11 protein-coding genes are annotated in these 15,119 nt (G+C 67.9%); 4 read left to right on the top strand and 7 right to left on the bottom strand.

The window, feature by feature from the left end; translation table 11 throughout:
- Nucleotides 1-295: 295 nt before the first annotated feature.
- From V9K99_RS40260 to V9K99_RS40235, 6 genes are read right to left on the bottom strand one after another with little or no spacing between them, the layout of a single operon-like run.
- Complete coding sequence (locus V9K99_RS40260; RefSeq protein WP_337007896.1) at nucleotides 296-694, bottom strand: hypothetical protein; 399 nt, start codon at nucleotides 692-694, stop codon at nucleotides 296-298.
- A gap of 25 nt (nucleotides 695-719) precedes the next feature.
- Nucleotides 720-1,781: a LacI family DNA-binding transcriptional regulator gene (locus tag V9K99_RS40255; RefSeq protein ID WP_337007894.1), complete on the bottom strand. Its 1,062-nt coding sequence runs from the start codon at nucleotides 1,779-1,781 to the stop codon at nucleotides 720-722.
- A 9-nt stretch (nucleotides 1,782-1,790) separates the two neighbouring features.
- Nucleotides 1,791-2,912: a glycoside hydrolase family 172 protein gene (locus V9K99_RS40250; RefSeq protein WP_337007892.1), complete on the bottom strand. Its 1,122-nt coding sequence runs from the start codon at nucleotides 2,910-2,912 to the stop codon at nucleotides 1,791-1,793.
- Between the two features lie 30 nt (nucleotides 2,913-2,942).
- Complete coding sequence (locus V9K99_RS40245) at nucleotides 2,943-3,782, bottom strand: carbohydrate ABC transporter permease (RefSeq protein ID WP_337007890.1); 840 nt, start codon at nucleotides 3,780-3,782, stop codon at nucleotides 2,943-2,945.
- Nucleotides 3,779-4,669, bottom strand: coding sequence for a carbohydrate ABC transporter permease (locus V9K99_RS40240; RefSeq protein WP_337007888.1), 891 nt, complete (start codon nucleotides 4,667-4,669; stop codon nucleotides 3,779-3,781). Before V9K99_RS40240 ends, V9K99_RS40245 begins: the two co-directional genes overlap by 4 nt.
- A 36-nt stretch (nucleotides 4,670-4,705) precedes the next feature.
- Nucleotides 4,706-6,022, bottom strand: a complete 1,317-nt coding sequence (locus V9K99_RS40235; RefSeq protein WP_337007886.1) for an ABC transporter substrate-binding protein — start codon at nucleotides 6,020-6,022, stop codon at nucleotides 4,706-4,708.
- Between the two features lie 268 nt (nucleotides 6,023-6,290).
- On the opposite strand from V9K99_RS40235, the gene V9K99_RS40230 reads away from it, so the two are divergent.
- Nucleotides 6,291-6,896: a hypothetical protein gene (locus V9K99_RS40230; RefSeq protein ID WP_337007884.1), complete on the top strand. Its 606-nt coding sequence runs from the start codon at nucleotides 6,291-6,293 to the stop codon at nucleotides 6,894-6,896.
- A 224-nt stretch (nucleotides 6,897-7,120) separates the two neighbouring features.
- On the opposite strand, the gene V9K99_RS40225 is transcribed toward V9K99_RS40230, so the two are convergent.
- On the bottom strand, nucleotides 7,121-10,468 hold the full coding sequence (locus V9K99_RS40225; RefSeq protein WP_337007883.1) for a S8 family serine peptidase: 3,348 nt from the start codon (nucleotides 10,466-10,468) through the stop codon (nucleotides 7,121-7,123).
- A gap of 143 nt (nucleotides 10,469-10,611) precedes the next feature.
- Between V9K99_RS40225 and V9K99_RS40220 the strand changes: the two genes are divergently transcribed.
- The 3 genes from V9K99_RS40220 to V9K99_RS40210 all read left to right on the top strand — a co-directional run bounded on the left by V9K99_RS40220 (nucleotide 10,612) and on the right by V9K99_RS40210 (nucleotide 15,099).
- On the top strand, nucleotides 10,612-11,586 hold the full coding sequence (locus V9K99_RS40220; protein ID WP_337007881.1) for a hypothetical protein: 975 nt from the start codon (nucleotides 10,612-10,614) through the stop codon (nucleotides 11,584-11,586).
- Between the two features lie 121 nt (nucleotides 11,587-11,707).
- Complete coding sequence (locus tag V9K99_RS40215; protein ID WP_337007880.1) at nucleotides 11,708-12,445, top strand: ABC transporter ATP-binding protein; 738 nt, start codon at nucleotides 11,708-11,710, stop codon at nucleotides 12,443-12,445.
- Nucleotides 12,442-15,099, top strand: coding sequence for an ABC transporter permease (locus V9K99_RS40210; RefSeq protein WP_337007878.1), 2,658 nt, complete (start codon nucleotides 12,442-12,444; stop codon nucleotides 15,097-15,099). The genes V9K99_RS40215 and V9K99_RS40210 overlap by 4 nt, the downstream gene beginning before the upstream one ends.
- The last annotated feature ends 20 nt before the right edge of the window (nucleotides 15,100-15,119 follow it).

Raw genomic sequence — 15,119 nt, 5'->3', positions numbered from 1 at the left:
CCACCCCGTCCCCCAGCACCCGGACCAACCCCCAACCCGAGGGGTTGACCCCTCACGTGGGGGGTTGCCCACCGAGAATCTCAGGGGGCAACCCGCTGACTCGAGGGTTGCCCCCTGGGATGTGGGGTTGCCTCAGGCGAGGCACGCGACTGCTCGGCTCGGTGCGAACCCGGGCGCAGCCCGGTGCACGAGGGGATATCCGCTCGGCTTGTGCCTTCTCCCCTGGTGTACGAGGGGAGAAGGCAGCACTCACGGGGATATCCCCCTGGCGGTGTGGCGGGGATCGCGGGCTGCGTCAGCGCCTGCGCATCTTTGGGAGGCGGGGGGCGATCTTGGGTTTGCGGGCGGCCAGGACTACGGCGGGCTCGCGTTTGTCGAGGTCGGCGTGGCGGAGCAGATCGGGGTAGCTGTTCTGCGGGACCGGCGGATAGGTCGTCACGATCGCGTCGCCGCTGAAGACGAAGAAGATCGCCTGGCCGTCCCGGATGACCTTCAGCAAGGAGCCGTCGCGGACGGTGAGGGCGTGTTCGATCGCCTTCTTCCGGGCGGACCGTTTCGCGAGCGCCGCCTGGACCGCCTGCTGAGCCGGCTCGCGACCGTGCTTGATCGCCTCGACCGCGAGCGGACCGTACCGCACGCCGTACTTGACCAGATTCTTGGCCAACCGCCCACGCCCACCACCAGCACCTGCCATACCACGAGCGTACTGACTGGACCGGTCAGCTGAGTTGGGCGACCGACTCACGCACGACCACCGGGCACGGCAGCCAAGTTGGATGCGTCGAGCGGTACCAGAAGTTGCTGCTGCTCTGGATGAGCCGAGTCAGGGTGGCCACCGCCCAGGCGCCCATCTCGTAGTGCGGCAGGGCAACGGTTGTCAGCGCCGGGTAGACGCTGCCCGCGATCGGCGCCTGGTCGTCGAACCCGACGATCGAGACGTCGTCCGGCACCCGCAGGCCGAGTTCCTGCGCGGCCCGGTAGGCACCCATCGCCATCCGGTCGTTGTAACAGAAGATCGCCGTCGGCCGGTCGGCGCGATCGAGCAGCTCGCGGCAGGCCGTGTAGCCGCCCGCCGCCTCCGAGACACCAGAGGCGATCAGCCGCTCGTCGGGTGAGATGCCCGCGTCCGCGAGGCCGCGCCGGTACCCGACCAGGCGGCCCCGGGTGGCCGGGACGTCGATACTCGAGTTCGCGAAGGCGATCCGTCGATGCCCGGACGCGACCAGCAGGGCCACCAGGTCGGCGGCCCCGCTCGCCTCGTCGGGCAGTACGGCGGGTACGACGCCTTGCCGGTCCAGAGCTCCTATCAACACCGCCGGCACCGTCCGCAGCTCATGTGGCACGGAAACTTCGTGGTGGAACACGGTGGCGTAGATGATGCCGTCGACCTGACGCTCGATCAGGGCCCGGGCGTCGGCGCGGCGGGCCGCCGCGCCGGCGTCGAGATGCGAGTTGATGATCGCGAGCGTGAGGTTGTGGCGGCTCGCCTCCTCCTGGGCGCCGAGGATGATGCGCCCCGCGTGCGGAGTGGTGGCGATCTCCTCGGTCAGCAAGCCGATCATGTCCGAGGCACGGGTGCGCAGGCCGCGGGCGAGCCGGTTCGGGGTGTACCCGAGGTCGCGCGCGACCGAACGCACCCGCTCGCGGGTCGCCTCACTCGTGCGCGTGTTCGGCGTCTCGTTGAGCACGTGCGAAACCGTCGTGACTGACACGCCGGCAGCGCGCGCGACATCCCGGATCCCGACTTTCCGCACCTCGTCCTGCTCGCCCGGCACGCTCATGGACAGGCCTCACTCATCCCAGAGGCCGTGCTCCGGCCATCGACGCGGCAGCCGTTCCTCGACCGGTGGCAGGTCGGCATGCGGAGCGTGCTCGCCCACCTGGTACCAGTAGGCGACGCTGGAGTAGTCGTTGCCCTGATCGTTCGCGTGTCCGTGCTCGATCGACACCCGCAGGCTCTTCTCGAACCGGACAGGGTCCTCGATGTGCCAGCGGAACATGCTCCACAAGCCGAAGTGCTCCTGCGGACTCGCACCGAGCGTGATGCCGTGGTAGGGACCGGCGTACTCGCCACTCGGGAATCCCCACGCCGCACCGAAGTAGTCCTCCGTACCGGTTCCGTGCAGGGACGGTGGCCAGACCTCTCCGTCGATGAAGAACATGTCGTCGCCCTCCCCCGGCCAGGTGAACACCTGGTTGGAGGCGTCGAAGTTGTCGATGCTCAGCACGCAGCCAACGTAGTGCCCTTTGCCGGTCGCATCGAGGATCACGTAGTTGTCGTCGCCGGTCAGATTCGTCCCGGGCAGGTCCCACGGCGCCGGGTTCTCGAGATCGGTGGTGTGGCGCACCGCGACGGTCGGCTTCTCCTGCCGGTAGTAGGCGTGGAAGCGGCCGACGTCGTCCGGGATGGGCTCGTCGCTGAGCGCGTAGTCGACGTAATAGAAGAGGTTCTCGATGGGCTGATCGCTCTCGTTGCGGATCTGGATCTTCGCCCGGCTGCCGAACGGCATCGGGAAGTAACTGTTCATCGCGGCCGCGAACGGTCCCTTCGGCCCCCGCCGCGGGCCGAACACAGCGTTCAGGGGAAGCGACATGTAATGCTTCGCGACCGCGTGCCCGACGCCGAAGAAGTCACCGAGCGGCGCTCGAACGCTGGGGTTGTCCTCGCCGTCCCAGAACATCTCGATCACGAGTTTGCGCAGGTACTTCTCCGAGTAGCAGCGCGTGGTGAGCCAGATGTGCTCGATCCGGCCGGAACCCGCGATATCGGCGATCACGAAGGTCTCGCCCGCGGGCACCACCTTGAAGTCTCTATTGCCGCCGCTTCGGTCCCAGCTCGACTCGCGACGCGACCGGCCGGACTTGACGTGCGCCAGGCCGCCGAGCGGGCTGTTGGGTTGCCAGAACTCCATAGTGTTTGGAATCGCTTTCTTTTGTAGGGGTCAGCCCTTGACGGCACCGAGGGTCAGGCCGGCGACGATGTGTCGCTGGAGGGCGAGGGTGAGCAGGATGACGGGCACGGAGTAGACCGCCGCGAGCGCGGTCATCCCGCCCCAGTCGAGGCCGAACTGGGTCTGGAAGTTCGCGATCACGATCGGCGTGGTCTGCGCCCGCACCGACGTGAGCAGCAGCGCGAACAGGAACTCGTTCCAGGACGCGAGGAACGCGAAGATGGCGGTCACCGCGAGCCCGCCGGACACGACCGGCAGTACGACGTGCCACAGCGCCCCGAGCCGATCACTGCCGTCGACCTTCGCGGCCTCTTCGAGTTCGCCGGGCACCGCCTCGAAGAAACTCGACATCAGCCAGATCGTCAGCGGCAACGAGATCGTGGTGTGCGCGATCGCCAGTCCGATCGAGGTGTCGGCGATACCGAGCGATCGCATCGTCTCGACGAGTGGCGCTCCGACCGCGATCGTCGGCACCATCCGGGTGACCAGGGCGGCGATCACGAAGACCCGCCCGCTCGGCGTGCGGTACCGAGTGATCGCGTACGCCGCCGGCACCCCGAGCACGAGTGAGAACGCCGTACTGATAACCGCCGTCACGGCACTGTTGATCAGCGCCGGTACGACGCCTTCCCTGCTGAGCGCCGCCACATAGTTGTCGAGCGTCCACTGCGAAGGCAACACCTTCGGCGGTACGGCGATCGCGTCGAGCGGAGCCTTGAACGACGTCAGCAGCAGGTAGACGAAGGGAAACCCGTAGAGCACCAGCGCAATGGCCAGCGCACCCCAGAGCAGGAGTCGGGCAGAACGCCGGCGTGTTTCGAGGCCGCTCATGCCTGCTCACTTCCGGGCCGCCAGATGGCCAGGATCGCCGCGGCCGCGACCACGAGCATCGCGATCAGGTACACGGTGCCCATGGCACTGGCCAGTCCTGGATCTCCGTTCCGCGTCATGGTGCGGTAGATGAGCAGGCTGAGTGTCGTCGTACTCTCCTGCGGCCCGCCGTTGGTCTGGATGAGGATGATGTCGAACGCCCGCGCGGCGTCGATGCCCCGGACGATGAGCGCCACGGCGATCACCGGACGGAGCAGCGGCAGGATGATCCGGAGCAGCAGGGTCGGGAACCGCACACCGTCGATGCGCGCGGCCTCGATCACGTCACCCGGGATGTTCTGCAGTCCGGCGAAGAGCACGAGCGTGATGAACGAGGTTGTCAGCCAGATGTCCGGCAGCGCGACCGAGAACAGCGCGATCTTCGGGTCGCTCAGCCAGCCCAGCTGGTCGGTGCTGTGCAGCACTCCCGCCCGGCGGAGCAACTCGTTCAGGATGCCGAAGTTGTCGATGAGCAGGAATCTCCACAACAACCCGGCGACGACCGGCGCGACCATCAGCGGGTACATGAAGACGGTACGGAACACCGCCGATCGGTTGCCGAGGGCCGAGAAGACGAGCGCCACCGCGATGCCGAAGGTGAACTCGAGCGCGACCACGACGACCGTGTAGACGATCGTGCGCACCGAGGCGTCCTGGAACGCCGGCGAGCTGAACGCCGTGACGAAGTTGTCGAAGCCCACGAAGCTGCGCGGACCGCCGTCGATCGGCGAGATCTGGTAGAAGGCATTCGAGACGAACCTGATCAGGGGCCACGCCACGAAGGCGAGCAGGAACAGCGCGGCAGGCGCGGTCAGGACAAGCGCGAACCGGCGGTCGGTGAGGCGCACAAGCGGATCCTTCGGAATCGGCGGCGGTCCGGCGGGCTACTTGACGATGGCCTCGATCTGGGCCTTCGCGTTCTTCAGCAGGGCCGCGTTGTCGGCGCCCTTCACGACCGCCTTCTGCAGCATCGGGGTGAGCACCGTGGTGACGATCTGCTGCCACTTCGGCGTGGCCGGCCGGGCGATCGTCGCGGGTGACTCGAGCGTCTTGAGGATGGCCGGGTAGTTCTCGTGCCCGGCCACACCGGCCTGCGACTCGAACGCCGAGACGCGGGCGACCAGGCCCAGGGACGTCTTGACCGAGAGCTCGTTGTGCTCGTAGGCGAAGGTGATGAACTTCTTGGCTTCCGCCTGCTTGCTCGTTGCCTTGGGCACCGAGAGGTACCAGGCGCCGGGTACGCCGGCGATCCCGCCGGGACCGGCGATCATCGGGGCGACGCCGATCTTGCCCTTGACCTTGGCATCGGCCGGAGTCTGGGTGTAGGCGTGTCCCCAGAAGCGCATCATGGCGAGCTTCCCCTGGTAGAAGAGGTTCTGCGCGCCGGCCCAGTCGAGCTGCGCGGCGCCCGCCGGCGCGTACGGCAGCAGGCTGGTGTAGAAGTTCAGCGCCTCGAGGTGGTCGGCGTCGTCGATGCTGACCTGACCACTCTTCGGGTCCAGAACCATCGTCTTCTCACCGGTCTGGGACACAGTCGCCAGCCACTCCGTCTCGACGGCACCCTTGACGTCGGTGCCGTACAGGTCGGTCTGCCCGTCGCCGTTGGTGTCGCGGGTGAAGAACTCGGCCACATCCCGGTACTGCTTCCACGTCGTCGGAGGGACGAGTGGGTACCCGTACTTCGCCTTGAAGGCGGCCTTCTCCTTCGGGTCGCCAAAGAGGTCGGTGCGGTAGTAGAGGATCTCGGAGTTCGTCCAGACCGGCATTCCGACGTACGCCCCGTCGACCTGTGCCTCGGTCACCAGGCCCGGGAACAGATCGCCTTTCACGCTGTCGGTGAAGAGGTCGTCGAGCGGCGAGACGCCGGCCGCGAAGGCACTCAACCAGATGGCGTCGAGCGCTGCGACGTCGAAGGAGGCCTGGCCCGAGCCGAGCTCGGTCTGGACTCGGTCGTACAGGCCGTCGTAGGGCAGTTCGACCAGGTCGACCGTCGTACCGGTCTCCTTCTTGTACAGGTCGGCGATCGGCTGGAGCTCGGCGCGGCCGCCACCCTCCACCAGGACAGTCAGGGTGTCGCTGCCGCCGCCACCGGAGCTTCCGCCGGCGCCGCATCCGGCGGCGACCAGGACCATGCTCGCGATGACGGCGATACCGCGTACGACGGTCCGCGGACGACCGCTCGTGCTGCGAAGCTTCCTCACTTCGACTCCGTTCCTGCCGGGAGCTCGACCACCGCTCTTACCGGCACACCAGGCTGATTAAACGTTTTGGCAAAACGTCTTGGCAGCAGTGTTCCCAGCCCGGCGGCGGCCGGTCAACGCCAAAGTTCTGCCAAACCGATGCCAAAACGTTTGGCACCTCCGGACGGTCTTGCCCCGGTTCGGCCGCAGACCGCCGCCGCGACCGCGGGTGTGGTGACTGCGCCGGGTCGGCATGCGGGGCTTGGCTGGTTCAGGCACCATTGAGCGCGTGGCCACTCCCAATCCGCGCCGTCCGATCATGCCCGGCAACAAGTTGTTCGAGTCGCTGCCCGGTGCTGCCGACCCGGCGGCTGTGACCGAGGTCGCGCACCGGACCGCCGAACTCCTGGTCCGCGGTGTGCGGTCCTCGGAGGATGCCGAGGTGCACGCGCGGGTGGTGAAGCTGGCCGACGACTACGGCCTCGACGAACTCGCCGAGCTCTGGTCCGACGCGCCGGCCGACTCCCTGCCGGGGTCACTGTGGCGGCTGTACCTGTTGCGGTCGTGGGTGCACTCGAACGCGGAGGGAGTCTCCCGCGAGTTCGCGGCCGGACGCCGGTACGCCGAGGTGCACGCGGTGGTCGCGGGAGTCGCCGAACCACCCGGACCGACCGAGGTGCGCGACATGGTCGACGCCGTACTGCGGGGTGTCGCGACCGGGGATTTCGCCACCACTCTGGACCGGGCGGCGGCGTTCGCGCGGATCGTCGCGACCGGCCGGGCGCACCTCGCCGACGACGGGCACGACCAGGTGCTGTCGGCATCGAGACTGGTCGAGATGGCGGATCAGTTGCAGACCGCGGCGCGGGCCGAACGCGCCGGGCAGCTCTGGTAGTTGCGTACCAACACGTAGGATGCTATGGCGTCTTGCGGCCCGAGATCCCCACAGGACAAGGGGTTTGGCCACCCGTTACACTGTTCGAGGTGTCGGGCCGGCGTAAGCCCCGGGTCCCAAATTAAGCCGCTACGAGCGGCCACGCGCCGTGAGGCGCTTCCCGGTCCGACGCCACATACTTTGCAGCGCGCCCCCAGCCGACCCGCTGGGGGCGTGCTGGGTTTCTAGCGGATTCCGTAGAAACGGTTGAGGGTTTGGGTGACAGACTTGCCGCTGGAGTCCGTCAGTTCGGTCTTGAGGGTGACGAAGTCGGTGGCCTTGGTGTTGTCGGCCAGGGCGATGACCTTGGTGCCCAGGTTGACCACCGGGATCTGGGTCCAGGTGCTGCCGTCGTCGTACGACGTCCAGACTCGGGCCTTCGTGAAGCGGCCGGCCTTGTACCAGTGGCCGGTCTCCGCGGTGATGGTGATCGGGAAGGCACGCACACGCGGAGCGCGGTCGTTGAGGTCGACGGGGAGGTCGTAGTCGGGGAAGAGCAACGGCAGCGGCTTGCCCGCATCGGCGGCCGAGCTGTTCCACTTCCACCGGGTCTCGGCCGTCGTCGGCGACTCCCACTTGTAGTCGCCGCGTTGCCAGCGGAGCAGCTCGTACACCAGCTCGAAGTTCGTCGCCGCGGCCGGCACGTCCCAGAACCCCTGCCCGTAGAACCCGTACCGTCCCAGCGACACCCCGTCGGCCAGCAACTCGGTGCCGCCCAGGTCGAGGAACCCGCCCCGGGAGAAGTGCCCCGGCTCGGTGTCGGACCAGCTCGGGAAGTTGCTCCAGATCGAGTTGCCCTCCCGAGCCGCCGGCGCGTACTTCAGCCCGGTCGTCTGGTCCGTCACCATCCCCGGCCGCAACCCGGCCTTGTACCAGGTCTCGGTGTGCCGGCTTCCGGCCTGGTACGACGTGGCCGTCGAAGTCATCAGGGTCGCGAACGGCCAGCTCATCGTGTCCGAGTGCCCGACCATCTGCGACACCTTCGTGTCCCGGTCGGCCGTCACCAGATGCTGCACCCGCGTCGGCGCCGCCACGGATCCCCGGGCTCCGGTCGGGATCAGGTTGATACTCCACGGTCGCCACACATCGACGTACTCGGAGTACGTGTAGTCCTTGCCCGGTGTGTAGTACGTCGCATCGATCGTGGCCAGCTCGCGATCGCGGACCCGGTGCTCCGGCTTGCCCTTGATCTGCTGCTCATGCGTGAAGGCCAGGCTGTAGAGGTACGGCGACTTCGCGCCGGCCGGTGATGCGTACTGCCACCCCTCGACCACCTCGAAGGTGCCACGCTGAACCTCGGGCGTCTCCCCCAGGTAGACCGACTTGATCTGTGTGCCGAAGCTGCGACTCGAGGCGAGGATCCAGTTGTCGACAATCCGACCATAGGTCAGGCTGCCGCCCTTGCGCTCGGTCGGCCGCTGGGTCGTCACCGTGGCCTCGGCCGCCGTGCGAGCGTCGTAGGTGATGGTGGTGTTCTCGGTCAGCGTGATCTCGGGGTTGCCGAGGAAGGCGTACGACTCGACCATCCCCTCGGCGGCCTCGGTCGCGATGATCGCGGCCAGCGAGTACGTGCCCGCTCGCAGGTGCAGGGTGCGGTCCGCGCCCTCGAACCCGATCCGCTGCGCGGCGATGCTGTCGGTGTCGAACACGTCCAGCGCGGTGATCGACGAGGCCGGCTGCCCGTTGCGGTCGATGAGTTTGAACGTGACGTCGACGAACTGCGGTTCGAGGTAGAAGCCGACCGGGGTGACGACCGTCCGGCCGTCATTGCCGGTAGCAACCACCCGGGCGCTGATCGCGCCGTACAGGCCGTAGTCCAGCGACGCGGACGGGTCGATGGTCACCGGCACCTCGGCGGACCCGCCGGCCGGGACGGTCAACGAGCTTGCGCCGAAGGTGATGAGTGACGACGGCAACGGCTTCCCGTTGTTGCCGCGGGCATCCGTTGCGAAGGTCAGGGTGACCGGCGACTTCCCGCTGTTGTGGTAGGTCAGCGGCTTGGTGAGCTTGTCCGCCGGCGTGTGCGGCCAGGCGAACGTGCCCAAGTCCGTCGTACCCGGGCCGGTCACCTGCTGATTGACTGCCTGCGCGACGTTGAGCTCACCGGCACCCTGCTCGTAGATCCCGACCGTGCTGGTTGACCGCACCGAGTTCTGCAGCGCCGCCTTCAGTTGCTGGCCGGTCCAATCCGGGTGCTGCTGCTTCAGGATCGCGGCCGCACCGGCCACGTGCGGCGTCGCCATCGACGTCCCGTTCATGTCGGTGTACGCCGAATCGCCGCGCCCACCGGCCCGGGCCGCGGTGATGTCCACACCGGGCGCCGCGATGTCGGGCTTGACCGCGTGGTTGCTCATCACCGGGCCGCGACTGGAGAAGTCCGCGGTGGTCTGGGTGAGGTCGGTCGCCGCGACCGTCAACGCCGAGGCCGCGCAGCCCGGGCTGCTGATGGTCTCGGCCGGTCCGTAGAGATTGCCGGCAGCAACGACGAAGAGGACGCCGGACGAGGCGCTGATGCGATCGACGGCGGCGGCCATCGGGTCGGTGCAGTCGACGGGTTCCGACGTACCGATGCTCATGCTGATCACGTCGGCGCCCTCGGCAACGGCCCATTCCATTCCGGCGATGATCCAGGACAGGTCGCCGCTGCCGTAGTCGTTCAGGACCTTGCCCGACAGCAGTTGCGTGCCCGGGGCGACACCCTTGTTCTTACCGTTGGAGGCGACGCCGCGGCCCGCGACTGTGGACGACGTGTGGGTGCCGTGGCCGTCGTGGTCGATGACGTCCGGGCTGTCGGTGAAGTTCTGCTGGGCCTTGACCGCTCCAACCAGGTCCGGGTGCTCCGCGTCGACACCTGAGTCCAGTACGGCGACCGTCGTACCGGTGCCGTCGTACCCGGCCTGCCAGGCTTGCGGGGCGCCGACGTACCGCACGCTCTGGTCGAGCGTCTTGTGCACCTTCGCGTCGAGCCACAGCTTCTGCACGTCGCGACCGGTCGACAGCGTCTGCCAGGTCTCGCGTGCACGGGCCTTGTCGGTTCGGAGCGCGGCGGCACCGACAGACGACAGGGTCCGCGTGCGGGTGGACCCGGTGGGGACGGCCTGCTGTGCTGCGCGGGCTGTGGGCTTGTAGGTGGCGATGACCGGGATCTGGCTCGTCGACGCGTCGTCGTACCCCTGTCGGATCAGGCCGCTCACGTTGAACAGCGCCTGGTCGACTTTCCCATTGTTGACAAGCTTCGCCGCGCTGTCGGGTACGACGTACAGGTCCTTGCCGACCGTACGAGTCTCGTAGCCGGCCTGCGTCGGGTCGGCGGGGACGAAGCGGACATTGCTCCGCCCACTGCCGGCGGGACTGACCTGGACCTTGTCGCCGGTGAGCAGGGTGACGACCTTCTCGGCGTCCACCTGCACGGGCAGGGTCGGCCGGGAGTCGGTGTCAGGTGGAGCAGCCGAAGAGGGTACGGCGACGACGGCGAGTAGGGCGGTGACGGCTGCGCCGGCCAAGGTTTTGCGCGCAAGTGAGCGGAAAATCATGCGGAGGACCACCTTCAGGACGGTTTCGCGGGTCAGTTCATCGCAAAACCGCCAGCCAAGGAGGGGCCGAGCCTGGCAAGATTGCGACAATTCACGAACCCGCCAGGGTCCGGCCGCCACACAACCGTCTGCTGGGAGGCATCGTGCTCGACGTGCTCGGACTGGATGACTCCGAAGAACTCGCCTACCGCGCCCTCGTCGAGGTGCCGTCGTACGACGCCGCCGAGCTGGCCGGCCGACTCGGCTGCCACCCGGTCGAGGCCGCCCGCGCACTGGTCGCACTGGAGTCGCTAGGCCTGGCCGCACGCTCCAGCAGCGGCACGGATCGGTACGTCGCCTCTCCCCCATCGGTGGCACTCGCAGCACTCGCTGTGCAGCGCGAGGAGGAGTTGCGGCGGGCACAGCGCGAGATCGAGTCGCTGGCGGAGGTCTACCGAGGCACGGACACCGAGCGATCGGTCAGCGATGTCGTGGACGTCGTACGTGGTGCGAAGGCGGTCGGGCAGCGGTTCGCTCAGCTGCAGATGTCTGCGCGGGAGGAGGTCCTCGGGTTCGTCAAAGCGGAGATTGCGGTCGTCCCACCCGAGGACAACAAGGAGGAGGACGCGGCGGTCACTCGTGGCGTGCGTTATCGCGTGCTGATCGAGCGGAGCGCGTTCGACCGGCCTGGGTTCTTCAGTGCCGCAGCTGACTCGCTGCAGGCCGGTGAAGAGGTCCGCGTGGTGCAGGAGCTGCCGATGCGGTTACTGATCGTGGACCGGCGCATCGCACTCGTCCCACTGCTGTCCGGTGCCGGCGGGAGCATCGGAGCGCTCATCGTGCACAGCAGCGGCATGCTCGACGCACTGCTCGCTCTGTTCGACCGGGTATGGCGTGACGGCCTGCCACTCGTCCTGGGCACGGACGGCATGGTGGAGGGGCCGTCGGACGGTCTGCCCGAGCTGGACGCCCGCATTCTCGGCCTACTGCTGGCGGGCCTCACCGACCAGGCGGTCGCCAACCAGCTCAACCTGTCGATGCGCACGGTCCAGCGCCGGGTCCGGGCCCTGATGGACCTGGTCTCCGCGGACACCCGGCTCCAACTGGGCTTCCACGCGGCCCGCCGAGGCTGGATCTGAGGCAGCTCAGGGTTCGATCCGGGAAAATCCCCTATCGATATCGCCGAAACGCGAGCACACTCGGTGAGAGTTACCGGTCGCCTGGGGAGGCCGCTGATCAGCCAGGGAGGGGCGATCGGCAATGGAGGGGACTTCCGGAGTTGTGCACGCGGAAGGCGTCGTACGTGTGTACGGCGAGGGTGATACCGCCGTACGGGCGTTGCACGGAGTGGATGTGCAGATCGAGCCTGGTCAGCTGACGGCGGTGATGGGGCCGTCGGGCTCGGGCAAGTCGACGATGATGCACATCCTGGCCGGGCTGGACCGCCCGACGTCGGGCTCGGTGCAGATCGACGGCACCGAGATCACCACACTCGGCGACGACGCGCTGACCAAGCTGCGCCGCAAGCACATCGGCTTCATCTTCCAGTTCTTCAACCTGCTCCCGATGCTGACCGCGCGGGACAACATCGTGCTGCCGCTGACGATCGCCGGCGAGAAGCCGGACCCGGAGTTCTTCGCCGAACTGGTCGAACGGGTCGGGCTCGCCGACCGGCTGCACCACCGGCCGGCCGAGCTGTCCGGTGGCCAGCAGCAGCGGGTCGCGATCGCGCGGGCCCTGGTGTCGCGGCCGACGGTCGTGTTCGCCGACGAACCGACCGGCAACCTGGACTCCCGGACCAGCGCCGAGATCCTCGACCTGATGCGCGGCTCGGTCGACGAGTACGGCCAGACCACGGTGATGGTGACCCACGACGCGAAGGCGGCCGCGATGGCCGACCGGGTGCTTTATCTGGCCGACGGCGAGATCGTGAAGGAGACCGGCCAGTCCAGCCAGCACGAGATCCTGCAAGTGATCGACACGCTGGACCTGCAGTGATCCGGTTCGCGTTGCAGGGCATGCTGGCCCGCAAACTTCGTACCGCGCTGACCGCGATCGGCATCGTCCTCGGGGTCTCGCTGATCTCCGGCACCTATGTGCTGACCGACTCTGTCACGGGCGCGTTCGACTCGATCATCAGCGAGAACTACAAGAACACCGACGCCGCGATCACCGGCAAGACGGCCTTCGACCCGTCCGACGACGGCACTACGACAGCGCCGCCGTTCGATGCGGGTCTGCTGCAGGAGGTCCGGAACCTGCCCGAGGTCGGCGCGGCCGGCGGCAACGTGTTCGGCGAGGCGCAACTGATCGGCAAGGACGGCAAGGCAGTCGTCTTCGGCGGCGCTCCGAACCTCGGCTTCAGCGTCGATCCGGCGCTGCCGCAGTTCAACTCGCTCACCCTCGTGTCCGGCGACTGGCCGAAGGCCGACGAGGTGGTCATCGACACGCACAGCGCGCAGGAGAAGGGGTTCGCGGCCGGCGACACGATCCGGGTCCAGGCACGTGGGGCCGCTGAGCAGATGCGGATCGCCGGACTCGTCGAGTTCGGTGCCATCTCGTCGATCGGTGGCGCGACGCTGGCCGGGTTCGATCTGGCGACCGCACAGCGGGTGTTCGACAAGTCCGGCAAGCTGGATCAGATCCTGATCGCGGCCAAGCCGAACACCGGCGAGCAGCAGTTGCTCGACGCGGTGCAGCGCATCCTGCCGGAGGCGACCCAGGTTCGGTCCGCCGAGGACCAGGCGGCCGAGGAAGCGTCCGAGATCAGCGGTTTCCTGACCTTCCTGGAGACGTTCCTGCTGGTGTTCGGCGGGATCGCGCTGTTCGTCGGCTCGTTCGTGATCGCCAACTCGCTGTCGATCACGATCGCCCAGCGGACCCGCGAGTTCGCCACCCTGCGAACGCTCGGTGCCTCGCGCCGGCAGATTCTCGGCACGGTAGTGCTCGAGGCGTTGGTGACCGGGTTCGTCTCGGCGGTGGTCGGGCTGTTCCTCGGCCTGGCGATCGCGACCGGGTTGTTCAATCTGTTCGACTCGGTCGGCTTCACGCTGCCCAACAACGGATTGGTGTTCCAGACCCGCACGATCGTCGTCGCGCTGGTGGTCGGCGTACTGGTAACTGTGCTCGCCAGCCTCCGGCCGGCCTGGCGCGCGACCCGGGTTCCGCCGATCGCCGCGGTCCGCGAAGGTGCCACGCTCGCACCGGGCCGGTTGCACCGCTTCCGCCCGGTCGGCGCTGCCCTGCTCGCCGCCGGTGGCATCGCGCTGGTGCTGGTCGGATTGTTCGCAGACGGATTGTCGACAAGCACCTTGTTGTCGTGCCTCGGCGCCGGTGTCCTGCTGTTGTTCATCGGGATCGCGGCATTCTCAGCGCGACTCGTGCGGCCGCTCGCGGCGGTGTCGGATCCGATCGCGCGCTGGTCGGTCGTCGTACTGACGGCTCTGATCTGGCCGATCTTCCTGGTCCCGTTGTGGCTGGTACGGCGGCTGTTCCGGCGGCCGGCCGAGTTCCCGCGGGTCCTCCCCGACCGGCCGGCGGTCGCTATCGGCGGTCAGAACAGCCGGCGCGATCCACACCGTACGGCGTCGACCGCCGCGGCCCTGATGATCGGGCTGGCTCTCGTCACCCTGGTCGCGACCCTCGGCGCGGGCATCATCAAGCCGTTCGAGGAGGCCGTGGACGGGATCTTCAGCGCCGACTACGCGATCACCGCGCAGAACAACTTCAGCCCGTTGCCGCCGACGGTCGCCACCGCAGCCGCCGACGTACCTGCGGTCGAGGAGATCACCAGTGTGCGCGGCGGCCAGGCCAAGGCGTTCGACAAGACGATCGTGATCACCGCGGTCGATGCCGAGGCGCCGGATCTGCTCACGTTCGACTGGCGAGCCGGCTCGCAGGCGTCGCTCGCTGAGCTCGGGACCGACGGTGCGATCGTCGATGCCGAGTACGCCGACGAGCACGCCCTCGCCCTGGGTTCGCGGTTCGCGATGGAGACCGTGACCGGGAAGGTGCTGCAACTGCAGGTTCGCGGCATCTTCCGTCCGCCGGCCGGCGGGTCGCCGTTCGGGAACGTGACGATCTCGACCGCGACCTTCGACTCGGCCAGCACCCAGCCGATGAACATCTTCACCTTCGTCAACCTGCGCGGCGGCGTGACGGCGGAGAACTCCGCCGCGCTGCGGAGTGCGCTGAGCACGTTCCCGAACGCGAAGGCGATGACGCGGGACGAGTTCAAGAAGGCGCAGACGGACAACGTGAAGGGCCTGTTGAACGTGCTGTACGTGCTGCTCGCGCTGTCGGTGCTGGTGAGCCTGTTCGGCATCGTCAACACGCTGGTGCTGACCGTCTTCGAGCGGACCCGCGAGCTCGGCATGCTCCGCGCGATCGGCCTGACCCGAGGTCAGGTGAAGAGGATGATCCGCCAGGAGAGTGTGATCACCGCACTGATCGGCGCGGTGATCGGGATCGCCCTCGGCCTGCTGCTCGCCTCACTGCTGGCCGCCCGGCTGGACGAGGTCACCTTCACCGTCCCGACCGGACAGTTGGTGATCTTCGCCGTCGTCGCCGTCGTGGTCGGCATCTTCGCCGCCATCTGGCCGGCCCGCCGCGCAGCCAAACTGAACCCGCTGGAGGCACTCCAGTACGAGTAGAGCTGATCCCTTGCGGTGTT

Source organism: Kribbella sp. CCNWLW201 (genome assembly GCF_037203805.1).
Taxonomy (GTDB): Bacteria; Actinomycetota; Actinomycetes; order Propionibacteriales; family Kribbellaceae; genus Kribbella.
This window is presented reverse-complemented; position numbering and strand designations above follow the sequence as displayed.